The 14,309-nt window shown below is 59.7% G+C and carries 14 protein-coding genes; 6 read left to right on the forward strand and 8 right to left on the reverse strand.

Annotated elements, in window-relative coordinates:
- Positions 1-105: 105 nt before the first annotated feature.
- Positions 106-387: a GNAT family N-acetyltransferase gene (locus FHT85_RS04175; RefSeq protein ID WP_112334929.1), complete on the forward strand. Its 282-nt coding sequence runs from the start codon at positions 106-108 to the stop codon at positions 385-387.
- Between the two features lie 188 nt (positions 388-575).
- Here FHT85_RS04175 and FHT85_RS04180 read toward each other — a convergent pair whose 3' ends face one another.
- Positions 576-932, reverse strand: a complete 357-nt coding sequence (locus FHT85_RS04180) for a flagellar export protein FliJ (protein WP_075851407.1) — start codon at positions 930-932, stop codon at positions 576-578.
- 441 nt (positions 933-1,373) lie between these two features.
- On the opposite strand from FHT85_RS04180, the gene ctrA reads away from it, so the two are divergent.
- Complete coding sequence (gene ctrA, locus FHT85_RS04185; protein ID WP_069611718.1) at positions 1,374-2,075, forward strand: response regulator transcription factor CtrA; 702 nt, start codon at positions 1,374-1,376, stop codon at positions 2,073-2,075.
- Between the two features lie 135 nt (positions 2,076-2,210).
- Here the strand turns inward: ctrA and FHT85_RS04190 are convergent, their stop codons facing one another.
- On the reverse strand, positions 2,211-2,573 hold the full coding sequence (locus FHT85_RS04190; protein WP_112334930.1) for a PleD family two-component system response regulator: 363 nt from the start codon (positions 2,571-2,573) through the stop codon (positions 2,211-2,213).
- Between the two features lie 201 nt (positions 2,574-2,774).
- A complete protein-coding gene (chpT, locus tag FHT85_RS04195) occupies positions 2,775-3,431 on the reverse strand; it encodes a histidine phosphotransferase ChpT (RefSeq protein ID WP_015340859.1) in 657 nt (218 codons plus the stop codon).
- Between the two features lie 300 nt (positions 3,432-3,731).
- Between chpT and FHT85_RS04200 the strand changes: the two genes are divergently transcribed.
- Positions 3,732-4,343, forward strand: a complete 612-nt coding sequence (locus FHT85_RS04200) for a DUF1134 domain-containing protein (protein ID WP_112334931.1) — start codon at positions 3,732-3,734, stop codon at positions 4,341-4,343.
- A 186-nt stretch (positions 4,344-4,529) separates the two neighbouring features.
- Entirely contained in the window at positions 4,530-5,741 is a 1,212-nt protein-coding gene (locus tag FHT85_RS04205; RefSeq protein WP_112334932.1) for a hypothetical protein, read from the forward strand.
- A gap of 19 nt (positions 5,742-5,760) precedes the next feature.
- Here the strand turns inward: FHT85_RS04205 and FHT85_RS04210 are convergent, their stop codons facing one another.
- Positions 5,761-6,591 (reverse strand): TrmH family RNA methyltransferase, encoded by an 831-nt coding sequence (locus tag FHT85_RS04210; protein ID WP_112411731.1) that lies wholly within the window; start codon positions 6,589-6,591, stop codon positions 5,761-5,763.
- A gap of 10 nt (positions 6,592-6,601) precedes the next feature.
- Positions 6,602-6,979 (reverse strand): hypothetical protein, encoded by a 378-nt coding sequence (locus FHT85_RS04215; RefSeq protein WP_112334933.1) that lies wholly within the window; start codon positions 6,977-6,979, stop codon positions 6,602-6,604.
- 49 nt (positions 6,980-7,028) lie between these two features.
- On the opposite strand from FHT85_RS04215, the gene FHT85_RS04220 reads away from it, so the two are divergent.
- Both FHT85_RS04220 and rpoH read left to right on the forward strand, forming a co-directional pair.
- Positions 7,029-8,054 (forward strand): RluA family pseudouridine synthase, encoded by a 1,026-nt coding sequence (locus tag FHT85_RS04220; RefSeq protein ID WP_112411488.1) that lies wholly within the window; start codon positions 7,029-7,031, stop codon positions 8,052-8,054.
- A 366-nt stretch (positions 8,055-8,420) separates the two neighbouring features.
- Positions 8,421-9,329 carry an RNA polymerase sigma factor RpoH gene (rpoH, locus tag FHT85_RS04225; protein WP_015340865.1) on the forward strand — a complete coding sequence of 303 codons (909 nt, stop codon included), beginning with the start codon at positions 8,421-8,423 and terminating at the stop codon, positions 9,327-9,329.
- Positions 9,330-9,413: 84 nt separating this feature from the next.
- Here rpoH and FHT85_RS04230 read toward each other — a convergent pair whose 3' ends face one another.
- The 3 genes from FHT85_RS04230 to FHT85_RS04240 all read right to left on the reverse strand — a co-directional run bounded on the left by FHT85_RS04230 (position 9,414) and on the right by FHT85_RS04240 (position 14,299).
- Positions 9,414-11,813 carry a hypothetical protein gene (locus tag FHT85_RS04230; protein WP_112411487.1) on the reverse strand — a complete coding sequence of 800 codons (2,400 nt, stop codon included), beginning with the start codon at positions 11,811-11,813 and terminating at the stop codon, positions 9,414-9,416.
- Between the two features lie 61 nt (positions 11,814-11,874).
- The gene (locus FHT85_RS04235; RefSeq protein WP_112334936.1) at positions 11,875-13,170 is read right to left on the reverse strand and encodes an adenylosuccinate synthase; all 1,296 of its coding nucleotides are present in this window, start codon (positions 13,168-13,170) and stop codon (positions 11,875-11,877) included.
- A gap of 271 nt (positions 13,171-13,441) precedes the next feature.
- Positions 13,442-14,299, reverse strand: a complete 858-nt coding sequence (locus FHT85_RS04240) for a GNAT family N-acetyltransferase (RefSeq protein WP_112335283.1) — start codon at positions 14,297-14,299, stop codon at positions 13,442-13,444.
- Positions 14,300-14,309: the final 10 nt, after the last annotated feature.

The raw sequence follows: 14,309 nt of genomic DNA on the forward strand, positions 1-14,309 counted from the left end.
CCGACATCGACTTAAACGAAGACGATCCGTTAACAATCTCGAAGGTTGGCAGATGTCGGAGCACATGCAATCCTTATTGCATAAGACGCAACAAGGGAGAAAATCATGGATATCCGCAACGAAAACAACGCATCCGGCGGCCGTTATGTCGCAACCGTCGAAGGCCATGAGGCGGAGATGACGTTTTCCCGCACATCTGCGAAGCTGATCATTATCGACCATACCGGCGTACCGGATGCTCTGCGTGGCAAGGGCGTCGGCCAGGCGCTCGCGCTTCACGCCGTTGAGGAAGCGCGGAGCGGCGGCTGGAAGATCATCCCGCTCTGCCCCTTCTTCAAGGCTCAGGCACAACGCCATGAAGATTGGCGCGACGTCGTCAATCTCTGAGGCACGGGCAATAATCCGTCCAATCGGCCGTATTACTCCTCAAAATGCAAAAGCTGCGCATGGCCGGCCCCGTCACGGCCAGTCATGCGCAGCTTTCAGTACCGCCGCTATACCTTTCACATTCCGAAGATGGACCCTGCACCCCAACACCTTGATGCCTGATCCGAAGGAGCGACGGAATTGCTATCTCAGGCGCGTGCCCGCGCCGGACCCGAACCATCACGCTCTTCGAGCGCTGCGGCCTTGGCATATTCGGCCTGCATTTCCTCGAGCGAATTTTCCAGCGCCTCTTCCTGAACCTGCAGTTCCCGGATCGATACCTGCAGATTGTCCGCACGCTGGCGGGCAGCCTTGGCAAAGGTCGGGTAGGCAAAATGGCTCGGATCGGAAATGCCGGACTTCTTCTCCTCGACGACGATCTGGCTTTCCAGCTCCTTCGTCATACGGTCAAATTCCGCCATCATCATCTGCAGCTGCTGCAGCTGACGGCGTTTTTCGTTCACCTGAAACTCTTTCAGGCGAACAAGGCTCTCACGTGACTTCATACGCATTACTCCCGTGATGCGAGACCCCGGCTCTCGATATTCCCGTCCGCCGAACCGCTTTGAGACGGCTTGGTTAAAAAAATTTCCAGCGATCTTAATAAAAGCCTACCGCTGGTAACCTTTCGTTTACGGGCATCGTTAATGATAGGCGTAATGATTTAAGGCTCGGTAAATGGTGTGGTCGGAATTCGACATGTCGGCATTGGTGAGTCAGATGAATCACTTGGCGTTGGTTGTTAATGCGATACTTTAGGAGTCGATTTTACTGATTGTCGTTGGAAAACAGTGCAATGGAAAAATTATTTAATAAATTCGATACGACTTGCCAGAGTGAATCAGAATTTGTTAACCATTACATGGCAGCTTCCAAATCAAGCAGTGATTTGATCGGTATCGCGTTAAGGGGCTGACGACCTTTCGGCGGCGGTAAAGGGGACAATTATGCGGGTTCTACTCATTGAAGACGATAGCGCGACAGCGCAGAGCATCGAGCTGATGCTCAAATCCGAAAGTTTCAACGTCTATACCACCGATCTCGGTGAGGAAGGCGTGGATCTCGGAAAGCTCTACGACTACGACATTATTCTTCTCGATCTCAATCTTCCCGATATGTCTGGCTACGAAGTGCTGCGCACGCTGCGCCTCTCGAAGGTCAAGACGCCGATCCTCATCCTCTCCGGCATGGCCGGCATCGAGGACAAGGTTCGCGGCCTCGGCTTCGGCGCCGACGATTACATGACCAAGCCATTCCACAAGGATGAACTGGTCGCCCGTATTCACGCCATCGTCCGCCGCTCCAAGGGCCATGCCCAGTCGGTGATCATGACTGGCGAACTCATCGTCAACCTCGACGCCAAGACCGTCGAAGTCGGCGGCCAGCGCGTGCATCTGACCGGCAAGGAATATCAGATGCTGGAGCTGCTCTCGCTGCGCAAGGGCACGACGCTCACCAAGGAAATGTTCCTCAACCACCTTTATGGCGGTATGGACGAGCCGGAACTGAAGATCATCGACGTCTTCATCTGCAAGCTCCGCAAGAAGCTCGCAAACGCCGCCGGCGGCGCCAACTACATCGAAACTGTTTGGGGCCGCGGCTATGTGCTGCGCGAGCCCGACAGTAGCGATTTCGCCGAAAGCGCCTGAGCCGCCTCCCCGCCTTTACTGCCGACACACAGAAATCCCGCCTCTTCAGGCGGGATTTTTATTGGCTTCAATGGAGCGCAAAATAATAGCCGCCTCGAAGGGCGACTATCCTTGTTTCGATGTGTCTCGTTGAAATCAGGCGGCAGCGGCGCGATTGCCGAAGATGGCCGTGAGAATCTTGCGATCGAAGGGCTTCAGCAGAAAATCCGTCGCACCCGCGCGCTTCCCGGCCATCAGCTTGCGAAGATCGGCCTCAATTACGCAGTAATAGATCTTCACATCCTTGCCATCAGGCATGGCGCGGATGCTGGCGATGAGCTCAAGCGCCCCTTCCATGCCGGCATCGACGATCAGATAGTCAGGCATTTCGGCCTGGCAGCGCATCAGCGCTTCGCGCGCGTCTCCGGCTTCGCTCACGAGAAAATCCAGCTCGGACAAAATTCGTTTGCCGACCTTGCGTACGACATCCGACGTGTCCGTTATCATGAACCGCTGCATGTGTGAGCTCCCTGGCACCAGCCGCCATCATCGATGTCGGCTTCAAATTGAAACGATAGGAGCAGCAAGCTAAGGATTCGTTACCGTTACATTATCAATTGCACGAACAACCTCAAGATTGCACAGAATTTTCGATACACGAAATAATAAACCCGCAGCCGATGACCGACTGCGGGCAAAAACGTCGATGGATCGACCCGCTTATTGCGCGGCTTGAGCAGCCATGGTCGCAACGAAGGTCAGTTCCTCCGGCGTCGCATTGTAGGAAAGTTCCATGCCGCTCTCCTCGGCAAGAAGCACCGTGTAGTAGGGCTGGATCGAATGTGCGTCGACCGCCTCCTCCAGCGTGCCGGAGCAAATCTCGGCGAATTTCGGCGGCACGCGCATCAGCCGGCCCTTAACGGCGATCGTGAACTTAGCATCGAACTCAGGATTTTCGAGTGTCACCTCGATATTGCCGCCGCGCGGAATGGCGCCATAGGCAACCAGGAAGAGATTGAGCAGCAGCTTCACGCGGTTCTTGGCGATGATTGCACGCGGGCCGATCCAGGTGACCTCGGTCTTCTTCTCGGCCGCGGCGAAATCCTTGGCGGCCCGTTCCGCTTCGCCGGTGTCGATCGAGGCGCCGACCGAACCGGATGCACCGAAGGCAAGGCGGGCGAATTTGAGGCGGACGGATGCGTTGAGCGCACTGGTGCGGATCAGATCCATCGCATCGGCGTCGGCACCACCCTCGTCGAGCAGCTCCAGGCCATTGTTGATCGCCCCGACCGGCGAGATCACATCATGGCAGACGCGGCTGCAAAGCAGCGCGGCCAGATCCGGTCCGGTCAGAGCGAGATTGGGATTTTTCGACATTCATTGTCTCCTGAATGCTGACAGGGCAAAGCGAATAGGTCCACCTTGCCACGGTAAGGTTGCTCGAGGGTTTCGCAGCCAGTGTACCGCGCGCCATAATGACACCATATTTGGTAAACCGATTGTTAAGACCATCGACGCAAAATGCATTCATCACCATCAGACTTTTTCGCACGCGAATCGTCCGGCGATGGAGGGGTGGAAAGTCTGAGATAAAGGGTGCGCAGTGCTTGGCGCAATTTTTCGAATGCGTCGTGCTTACCTGCCCCGACTACCGACCATGATGAACGGAAGACTTCCATGCGCTATGAAATCCTGAAGAGAATGCCAAGCCCCGGCACCAGAACGCTCGGCCTCGGCCTGATTCTGGCTATTGTCGCATTCGTGAGTTTCGCGTTGCCGGTCCGTCAGGCTGCGGCCGCGCCCACCAATCAGTATTCGGCCCAGGAAATCGTCGATGCCGGCCACTCCTTCTTCGGCTCCACCAGCGGCGGCCTTGCAAAGGTGGTCGAGCGGGCCTTCCAGCAATATGGCCTGCCAAACGGCTACATCCTTGGCCAGGAAGGCTCAGGCGCGTTCCTGGCAGGCCTCACCTATGGCGAAGGCCAGTTGAACACGAAAAATGCCGGCGAGCATCCGCTCTACTGGCAGGGACCTTCGCTCGGCTTCGACTATGGCGGCCAGGGCACCCGCGTCATGATGCTGGTCTACGATCTGCCGAGCATCAACAGCGTTTATACGCGCTTCGGCGGCGTCAGCGGCCAGGCCTTCGTGGTTGCCGGCTTTGGCATGACGGTCCTCAAGAACAACAATATCGTGCTCGTTCCGATCCGCACCGGCCTTGGCGCACGCCTCGGCATCAACATGGGTTATCTGAAGGTCACGCCGAACCCGACCTGGAATCCTTTCTGAACCGATCTCTGATACGATCTCCCAAGCAGCGCACGCCTTGGCCCGCTTCAGTTGCGGGCCTTTTCTTTCCGTAAATTCGTCCCCGCGCCGATAAACCATATCCGCGTTAAATGCTTGCCCGCATGGCTAACCCATGATTAATCATTTTACCAAGATCGAACATAACTCCAGGATACTGGCTGCGTCGTGATTCAATTTGCTCTCTTGTTCGGATTGGGCTTTCTGACGGCCGCTTTACTGGTCTTTCTCATAGCGCCGGCAATCCATCGTCGCATCGTCTGGTTCACAGAGAAACGTCTGAAGGCGACCATGCCCTTGAGCCCGCAGGAAGTGCGTGCGCAAAAGGACATGGCACGCGCGCTTTTCGCGGCCGAAAACGCGCGGACAGAACATGCTCTGACGCAGGAACGCGATAAGACCGTTGCGCTGCAGATTCAGAACGGCAAGCTTCAGCAGGAAGCAAGCCGTCTTTCCGCCGCAAGCTCGGAACTACAGACACGCATCGACGATCTGGAGGTGGAGGCAGGCGAACTGCGCTCGCGCCTGCGCCATGAAGAGAGCTATATCAGTCAGCTGAAATCGAGCATCCACGCCGCCGAACAGGCCAACGCGGAGAAAGAAGCGGATATCGACAGCTTGCGCAAACGGATGACGAAAATGGGTGCCGATGCCGATAATCTCAGGATCGATCTGGCAGCCCGCGAAACCGAAATCGAGAGCCTGAAGCTGCGCATCAACACATTGCGCGACGAGCGCGATACGTTGCGTCAGGATCTGAATGCGGCAAACCTGCGCGCAACGGATGCCGAACAATCGCTGCGTCAGGAAAGTGACAAGAACAAGCGTCTCGAAGAACGGCTCAACCGCGAGATCGCCGGCAATGCCGACAAGGAAACCGCGATCGAGCGCCACGCGCAGGACGTCGTCCGCCTAAGGGAGCGGCTGGAAGCAGCCATCAAGGAATCGAAGGAAGCCGGCAAGGCGCTGCGTTCCGCCGGCCTCACGCCGCCGAGGAAGACGGCAAAAACACCGAAACTCGCTGCCGCATCGATAGTCGAGAGCAAAGCAGATGAACAGCCTGCCATAACCGAGCCGCCGCAGGCAATGGAACCGGAACGAACAGTGGAAGATGAAATCGCTCTGATGACAGAAGAGGTTCGCAACCGAGCCGCCGCCTTGTCGGACCGCCTGCTGAAAGCCCGCACGCCGGCCCATGACGATGCCATGCGCGAGGAAATCGCCAAGATCGCCGCCAACATGGTCGCCCTGACGGCACTCAAGGAAGGAGATGGCTCGCCGATCTTCAATCTGCTGCCCAAGGATCGGGAGCCCGCCGAACCCGGCGCCCGCATCAGCCTCGCCGACCGCGTCGCCGCCATACTGCCGAAGCACCCCTGAGCTCTAAGGTGCAATCTGCTTAGATGCGCCCGTTCTTCGCGGCCATCTCGAAAAGGGCGATACCACTCGCCGTTGCGACATTGAGGCTATCCAATCCCGGCGCCTGCGGAATCCGCACGCTGCCGAAAGCGGAGAGAATGCTTTCGGGCAAGCCATCCCCTTCCGTGCCGACCACGAGCGCCATGCGCTCCGAAGCCGGGACATTGCGAATATCGACCGCACCTCTCGGCGACAGGCTCCAGATCGCAAATCCGCGCTCGGCAAGCCCCGCAAGCAGCTGAACGCTGCCTGATTGCCGCCGATAGGGCACGGTCAGGATCGAGCCGACCGAAACCCGCAAAGCCTTGCGATAGAGCGGATCGCAACAGCTTTCGTCCAGCAGCACGGCAGCGGCGCCGAAGGCTGCGGCATTGCGGAACATCGAGCCCATATTGTCATGATTGGAAATGCCACAGCCGACGAGCACGAGCGATTGCTTTGGAAGGCGATCGAATAGACCGCTCGTCTCATCTTCCGCTGTTCTACGCCCCAGCGCCAGAACACCGCGATGGAGATGGAAGCCGACAATACCGTCGAGTACCTCAGCTTCGGCGACATAGATCGGGACGTCCGATGGGAAGGTGTCGATGATATCGCTGAGGCCAGCTACACGGTTTTTGAGCAACAGCACTTTCTCAGCGAGGAAATCTCCGGCCGCCGCATGCACGCCGGCGAGAAGCCGCAGCACGACAGTCCCTTCCGCTATGAAGCGGTTCTCTCGACCCGTCAGATCGCGTTCGCGGATATTACGGAATTCGGCGATACGCGGATCGTCGGGATGCGTAATCTCGATCAGCCGCGCGCCCGTCATCATGAAGCCGTCAGTTCGGCAGCGATATGGTCGCCACGATGCGGCCGATACCGTAATCGAAGACTATGGCCTGGCGCTGGCCGCTGGCAAGCGTGCCGTAGAACAGCACCTGATTGCCCGACAGCGCCGTGGACTGCACCGTAAAGCCCGCCGGCAATAGAGCCGTCACGGCAAGCGGGGCGTCGGACGGGATGCCCGTCGCCGCCTGGCCCGCAGGCTTGGCCGCCGGTTTCATCGTCTTGTAGACAACGGCGCCGAAGACAGCCATAAGGCTCACCACCATGACGGCCGCAGAGACGATCTGCAGGCGGATCATCTTGCGTCGGACTTTCTCCAGGGCCGGATCGAGGGGCTTTTCCTCTTGATCGTCTGGCTCGAGATTCGTCATCGATGCGTCCTTGCTTCCAGTAGAGCGCTTTGTGCGCCGGAGAATATGTTTGAGCGACCCCTTTAAAGAAGCCGCGGACAATAGAAAAGTCCTAACCGCCGATGAAAATGCTGAAGGACGGCTCGATTCCTGGCTGACGGCCGAGATCGGCGAGGAATTTTCCCGCAGCCGCGTGCAAGGGCTCATCAAGGAGGGCGCCGTTACGCTCAAGGGCGCTGCGGTGACAGACGCCAAACGCAAGGTGCGCCCCGGCGACGTCTATGAGATCACCCTACCCGAGCCGGAAGATCCGACGCCGCAGGGCGAAGATATCCCGCTCGACGTGCTCTACGAGGACGACGATGTCATCGTCATCTCCAAGCCGGCAGGGCTGGTTGTTCATCCCGGCGCAGGCAATTGGACCGGAACATTGGTCAACGCGCTGATCCATCATTGCGGCAACAGCCTTTCCGGCATCGGCGGCGTCCGCCGCCCGGGCATCGTTCATAGGCTGGACAAGGATACGACCGGTGTCATGGTCGTCGCCAAGAATGACGTGGCTCACCGACATCTCTCTTTACAATTTGCCGATCACGGCCGCACGACTTCGCTCGAGCGTGCCTATCAGGCAATCGTCTGGGGACGCCCTCGCCAACTCGTCGGCACCATCGATGCCCCTCTCGGCCGGTCAAGCAGCGACCGCACGCGCCGCGCCGTCAAGCGCCCGGATTCGCAGGATGCCGACGAGGCGATCACGCATTACGAGGTGCTGGAGCGCTTTCACGAGACACCGGACGCGACCGCGCTTGCCTCACTGATCGAGTGCCATCTGGAAACCGGCCGAACGCACCAGATCCGCGTGCATATGGCGCATATCGGCCACCCGCTGCTCGGCGATGCCGTTTACGGCGGTGGCTTCAAGACTAAGGCCAATCTCCTGCCGGAAGCCGCAAAACAGGCCGTCCATCGCTTCACGCGCCAGGCACTGCATGCCTATATGCTGCAATTCGAACATCCACGTACTGGCGAAGTCATGCATTTCGAGGCACCTTTGCCTGAGGATATGGAAGAACTGGCGGCGGCGCTCAGAGGATAGGCGCCGAACATCACAATGACTGGACGTCCGTCCCCTTCCGCCCTATAATATCGCGTATGAAGGACCGATGTCCGAGCGCCTGTGCTGACCGAAAACGCGACTGCGTTTGGGAGGTCGAAATGGTCATGCCGCATGGCGCTGGATTGTTCGGGAGGATAATCCCAAGGGCGATGTTCCGGCGAGACCTGCGGTCACGCCGAGATAACACTTGCGTGACCACATCCTTGAATCACCGTTTCGCCGTACTTATCTTTACATTGGTTAAGTGCGGGGTCCCAGGACCCGTACGCCTTGGTCCGCTTCGCAGAAGGCGCTCAAAATACGCCCCCAGAAGGAACCAAATTTCGAATAGGAGGGTGCAAGATCATGGCCCGTAATACCTTACCGTCCATCGCTGCCGGAGAAGCCGGCCTCAATCGTTATCTCGACGAAATCCGCAAGTTCCCGATGCTGGAGCCGCAGGAAGAGTATATGCTCGCCAAGCGCTACGCGGAACATGCCGACCGTCAGGCTGCGCATAAGCTCGTCACCAGCCATCTGCGCCTTGTGGCGAAGATTGCTATGGGCTATCGCGGCTATGGCCTGCCGATCGGCGAAGTCGTGTCTGAAGGCAATGTCGGCCTGATGCAGGCCGTCAAGAAGTTCGACCCGGAACGCGGTTTCCGTTTGGCAACCTATGCCATGTGGTGGATCAAGGCCTCGATCCAGGAGTATATCCTGCGCTCGTGGTCGCTGGTGAAGATGGGCACGACGGCCAACCAGAAGCGCCTGTTCTTCAACTTGCGCCGCCTGAAGGGCCGCATCCAGGCCATCGATGACGGCGATTTGAAGCCGGAGCATGTCACCGAGATCGCCACCAAGCTGAACGTCTCGGAGGAAGAGGTCGTTTCGATGAACCGCCGCCTGTCCGGCGACGCTTCGCTGAACGCACCGATAAAGGCTTCCGAAGGTGATTCCGGCCAGTGGCAGGATTGGCTCGTCGATGATCACGACAGCCAGGAAGACGTGCTGATCGAACAGGACGAGCTCGATACCCGCCGCCGCATGCTAGCGCGCGCCATGGGCGTGCTGAACGACCGTGAACGCCGAATCTTCGAGGCACGCCGCCTCGCCGAGGAACCGGTAACGCTGGAGGATCTGTCGTCCGAGTTCGACATCAGCCGCGAACGCGTGCGTCAGATCGAGGTTCGCGCCTTCGAAAAGGTGCAGGAAGCCGTCCAGAAGGATGCGCTGGAACGTGCCAAAGCTCTGCGCGTTGTTGAAGCAACTGCGTAACGTTTACTTCACAGAAGATTTTGACCGATAAAAGAAAGGCGGGCCAAAAGCCCGCCTTTTCCATATCCATAGATGTCCGCTGGCTTACTGGCCGCTAGAGGCGACGCCGCCAAGCGCCTGCCACTCCGAAATCGCCTTGTTGAAGGCATCCGTTCCGGTCGGGCCTTTTTCCATGGTCAACAGCGCCCGGCGACCGTTACGATAGACCACCGGAATATCGATCCAGTTGCGGCTCTTCAACAGATCGAGATTGGTCTTGCGCGCATCCGGGAAATCGTTGAGCGCCACCATATAGACATCGTCGGTAACCTTGGCCGGAACCGCGATCAACGCATCGCCGCGATCCTGCTCGGTCGCCTTCAGTGCGACGCGCTGAACGTTGTCGATCGCGCCGCCTTCGAAATTCGGCGGTACCTGGAAGGCAAGCTCGATCAGATGGCTGGCCGGCAGCGAGGAATCCGAGTTCCGCGAAACTGTGATCGTCGCAGTCAGGCCGCGATCCGGAACGGTAATGAGACCCTGCACCGAAGGCTCCGGTCGGCCGTCGGCCCCCTTGCCTTCCTGCAGCGACCAGCTGACCGTGCCCTGGAAGGCCGTGGGCGACGTCTGGCCGAGGCGCTCCTCATAGAGGAAAACCTTCTGTCCGTCTGTTGCCGGAGCCGTCTGCTGCGTCACGGGCGGCGGCTGGTTGGCGGCCGCCTGTTGCTGCTGGTTGGCGGCAGGTGCCTGCTGATCCGTCGAGGCGGATGGCGTATTCGGTGCAGCGGTTGCGGGCGCTTGGGTCTGTGGAGCAGCCGCGCCGGCATTGTTGGCGGCCGGCGGCGTTGCCGTCGCGGCAGGTGCCGCAGAGGCAACATTCTGTTCAGCTACGGACTTGCCTTCAACGACGCCGGGCTGCCCGGTTGGAGCGGGGCCTTTATCCTCTTCGGTACCATTCGCCAGGAGACGCTGCGTGAACTTCGTATTGACCGTATTCGGATCGCTGGCCAATGCTGCGGTATCCGTTTTGCCGGCAGCGGCACCCGGCTGCTGAGCGGCCGTATTGGTCTGCTGGGGCGCGGTCGTCGGCTGGGCAGGGGCTGCAGCATTGCCGTTGTTCGGCGTATTGCTGCTGGCCGTATCCGACGTCGAGGGTGCCGTCGCATTCTTCGGTGCGGAACTGACGAGCTTCGTCACCATATTGTTGAGTGCGTCGCGGTTCAGCCAAGCTGCGTAGCCACCGCCTCCAACAACGGCAAGACCGACGAGCGTGACGATGATACCGGTAACATTGATCCGGCGACGCTTCGGCTCCATGCGGAAGCTGCGGCCCTGCAGCTTCGCCGCCATCGCCTGATCGAGATCGGGCGGAACGGCGGGGCCATCGCCACGGTCGTCTTCAGCGCGTTTGTCGAAGCCAGCAAGCTCCTTGAGTTCGCGCCAGCCGTCATTGGTTGCATCGGCTTCGGACGCCGCTTTCCTGGACGGATGCACATCCGCAAAGAGATCGACATCATCGAAGGCATTTTCGGGCATTTGCCGAGCTGGCTGCTGCGCGGGCTTGGAAACCGCCGATGCCGGCTGCATTTCCTCGAAAACATCCGCGTCCCAGGTAAAGCCCGTGTTGACGGCGGGTGCCTTGGAATTGACCGGTCCTTCGACCGGTTGGCCAAAGGGCGCTTCCGTGAAAGCTGCGGCCGGCATGACCGGGTCGGTATGACGGGCCGTCTCCGGTTCGGGCGTAGTGTTGGAGGCAGGCGCATCCACTTCGGCCCAGATCTGCTCGACCTGGCTTATGACATCGTCAACCGGCCTTGGCGGCACATGCGGCGCGGTTGCTGCAGCGACTGCCGGCGCTTCTTCCACATGGTGCGGCTCCGCATGCTGTTGCGGCCCTTCCCAATGTCTCTGCGGCTCCTCATGGTAAACTGGCTCAGGGGCCGGTTCCTCGTGAGCCTTGGCATGATGTTCAGCGCCGACATGCTCGGCAGCCGGAGCAAAAGGCTCGTCTGACGGCTGCGGCTCGCTCCATTCCTCAATGGACTCGTGTTCCTGCGCATGCCGCTCTTCGACGTGCGCGGCCGGCGCCTCATAAGCCGGCTCTTCCTCGACCGGAGCAACAGCGTCCGGCTCCTCATGGGCATGAACCTCGGCCGGTGCCGGCGCAGGCTCTTCCTCATGCGGCTCGGCATGGGCTTCCTCAGGCTCATGATGGTCGTGAGCGGGCTCGGAAGCGACCTCTTCATGCGGCGCGGGCGCTTCCGCAACCGGCGGCTCCTCGCCGCCCGGCAAAGCCTCGGCATGTTCGGCCTCGACCTCGACGATCGCTGCCTCAAGCTTGTCGAGCTGGCGACGCAGCATTTCCTCGGGCGGGCGCGGCTTCATGCTCTCGAGCTGCCGTTGCACGGCACCGCGAGCTCGATCGTAAACCTTGACCCGCATTTCGGGAGTATTGTCCGTCAGGCCGTCAACGGCCCGTCGAATAACTGCTACAAAATCCGCCATCAGTACTTTCTCATGATGCCCGGTGTGCAGCCGGGCCGGGATTCGTCATAGATACGCAACTCTAGCCCTCAAAGGGGTCGGTCACAAGTATGGTGTCCTCGCGCTCCGGACTGGTTGAAAGCAGCGCCACAGGCGCGCCGATCAGCTCTTCCACCTGACGCACATATTTGATCGCCTGCGCCGGCAGATCGGCCCACTTGCGGGCGCCGACAGTCGATTCCTTCCAGCCCTCGAGCGTGATGTAGACCGGCTCGACGCGGGCCTGCGCTGCCTGGCTTGCCGGCAGATAATCGATTTCCTTGCCGTCCAGCTTGTAACCGACGCAGATCTTCAGCTCGTCCAGGCCGTCGAGCACGTCGAGTTTGGTAAGCGCAATGCCGGTAATACCGGAAGTCTTGACGGTCTGGCGCACCAGTACGGCATCGAACCAACCGCAGCGGCGCGGACGGCCGGTATTGACGCCCACTTCGCGGCCGACGGTCGACAGATGCTTGCCGATCTCGTCATGCAATTCGCAGGGGAAAGGTCCCTCGCCGACGCGGGTCGTATAGGCCTTGGTGATGCCAAGCACATAGCCGAGCGCCGTCGGGCCGAGACCCGAGCCGGCAGCGGCCTGACCGGCGACCGTGTTGGACGAGGTCACGAACGGATAGGTGCCGTGATCATTGTCCAGGAGAGCGCCCTGCGCTCCTTCGAAAAGGATGCGGGCACCAGCCTTGCGCTGCTCGTCGAGCAGGCGCCAGACCTGATCGATATAGGGAAGAATATGCTCCGTAACGGAGCTCAGTTCCTCGTGCAGGGCGTCAAAGGAGATTTCGTCGACGCCCATGCCGCGGCGCAGCGCGTTGTGATGCGTCAGCAGTCGGTCGATCTTGGCGGGCAGCGTTTCCGGTTCGGCAAGGTCGATGACGCGAATGGCGCGGCGGCCGACCTTGTCCTCATAGGCCGGGCCAATGCCGCGGCGCGTCGTGCCGATCTTCGTACCGCTATTGGAAGCAGCGTCTTCGCGCATGGCATCGAGATCGCGGTGCAGCGACAGGATCAGCGGCGCGTTTTCGGCAATACGCAGCACGTCAGGGGTAACGGCAACTCCCTGGGCGCGCAGCTTTTCCACTTCGGCGACGAAGTGATGGGGATCGACGACCACGCCGTTGCCGATGACGCTGAGCTTGCCGCGCACGAGCCCGGAGGGCAGCAACGCAAGCTTGTAGCTGACACCGTCGACAACAAGCGTATGACCGGCATTATGACCGCCCTGAAAGCGTACAATCACATCGGCGCGTTCCGAAAGCCAGTCGACAATCTTGCCCTTGCCTTCGTCACCCCATTGCGAGCCGATCACTACAACATTCGCCATTTATCCAATCCCGCTTCCTGCGCGCGGCGGCGCGCCTTGCTCAAACCCGCGCATCTATAAAGCTTTGTTTTTGGGAAAGCGACCCTGTTGTCTCAGGAGATTCGGCTTTTTGCATGACGAATCAGCGCCTCCAACAGGATTTTTCCCCTGTCGCAGTTCCGATGGCCTTTCAACGGCCCTCTCCGAAGGCGATCCCTGCTCATCAAAACTCGGCTTGACCGCTAGGGCAACGCCATCGTTAAGGCCTCGCACGGCGCTGGATCAAGAGCAGCTAACCAAGCTCGAGCGTGGTGACGCCGAAGACGCGATCGAGCGGGATTTCCGGTGCTTTGCCGCGATACATGCGCGCCGTCTCAAATACCGGAGACAGACCGCAATCTTCCGCAAGCCTGATCGCCTGCACATTATCGACCGGCACATCAAGAGAGACCGACTGCCCATTGGTCTTGGCAAGCAGTTTGCTCATCAATGCAAGCGCGACCTCCGGCTTGTTGGCAAACAGCGGACCGATCTTGTAACCCTCGAAACAGCGGCGGATCGTGCCGTAACCGCGAACCCTGCTACCACCACCGACGATGAATGATGCCCGTCTTTGAGGAGCGCCGCACCAGGCCCGGATAAAGGAGTGACGCAAGCCGGGGAAAATTTCAGCATCATAGTGCACCAGCGCCTCGAGCTTGCCGTCCGCGACGGGCGTCACCTGCCTTGCCTGCACTTCATCCACCTCAGGTACTTTGGGGATACCGCCATAGCGGAGCGTCCGATAGGCCATCTCGAAACCGTGCCGCCGGTAATTTTCCTGTTGTGCGACGACCCCATCCAGCCCGACGACGCGATTGCCGGCAAGCGTCATGCCCTTGTTCCAGAGCTGCTTGCCATATCCCCGCCCGCGAAACTCGGGATGAAGCATATAAAGACCGAGGAAAGCGAAAGCCTCGCCATAGCGGACGACGGATATGCAACCGACGGGAACCTCGCCGATGGCGCCGATCAGAAAGCCGGCCGGGTCCGCCTCCCAGAAGGCCTGTGCGTCGTCAATGCCCGGATTCCAGCCTTCTTGCCGAGCCCATTCCAGAGCAAGCTCTAGCTCGCCAGCCCGCATTGTCCGCACGGCAAAAGTCGATTTCATGCAAAAGTCC

Origin of the sequence: Rhizobium sp. BK312 (assembly GCF_014193605.1) — a bacterium.
Lineage (GTDB): Bacteria > Pseudomonadota > Alphaproteobacteria > Rhizobiales > Rhizobiaceae > Rhizobium.

What these genes read in the sequence shown, in the direction of transcription:
- FHT85_RS04175 (WP_112334929.1), top strand. Translation starts at nt 106, where the DNA reads ATGGATATCCGCAACGAAAACAACGCATCCGGCGGCCGTTATGTCGCA.
- FHT85_RS04180 (WP_075851407.1), bottom strand. Translation starts at nt 932, where the DNA reads ATGAAGTCACGTGAGAGCCTTGTTCGCCTGAAAGAGTTTCAGGTGAAC.
- ctrA (WP_069611718.1), top strand. Translation starts at nt 1,374, where the DNA reads ATGCGGGTTCTACTCATTGAAGACGATAGCGCGACAGCGCAGAGCATC.
- FHT85_RS04190 (WP_112334930.1), bottom strand. Translation starts at nt 2,573, where the DNA reads ATGCAGCGGTTCATGATAACGGACACGTCGGATGTCGTACGCAAGGTC.
- chpT (WP_015340859.1), bottom strand. Translation starts at nt 3,431, where the DNA reads ATGTCGAAAAATCCCAATCTCGCTCTGACCGGACCGGATCTGGCCGCG.
- FHT85_RS04200 (WP_112334931.1), top strand. Translation starts at nt 3,732, where the DNA reads ATGCGCTATGAAATCCTGAAGAGAATGCCAAGCCCCGGCACCAGAACG.
- FHT85_RS04210 (WP_112411731.1), bottom strand. Translation starts at nt 6,591, where the DNA reads ATGACGGGCGCGCGGCTGATCGAGATTACGCATCCCGACGATCCGCGT.
- FHT85_RS04215 (WP_112334933.1), bottom strand. Translation starts at nt 6,979, where the DNA reads ATGACGAATCTCGAGCCAGACGATCAAGAGGAAAAGCCCCTCGATCCG.
- rpoH (WP_015340865.1), top strand. Translation starts at nt 8,421, where the DNA reads ATGGCCCGTAATACCTTACCGTCCATCGCTGCCGGAGAAGCCGGCCTC.
- FHT85_RS04230 (WP_112411487.1), bottom strand. Translation starts at nt 11,813, where the DNA reads ATGGCGGATTTTGTAGCAGTTATTCGACGGGCCGTTGACGGCCTGACG.
- FHT85_RS04235 (WP_112334936.1), bottom strand. Translation starts at nt 13,170, where the DNA reads ATGGCGAATGTTGTAGTGATCGGCTCGCAATGGGGTGACGAAGGCAAG.
- FHT85_RS04240 (WP_112335283.1), bottom strand. Translation starts at nt 14,299, where the DNA reads ATGAAATCGACTTTTGCCGTGCGGACAATGCGGGCTGGCGAGCTAGAG.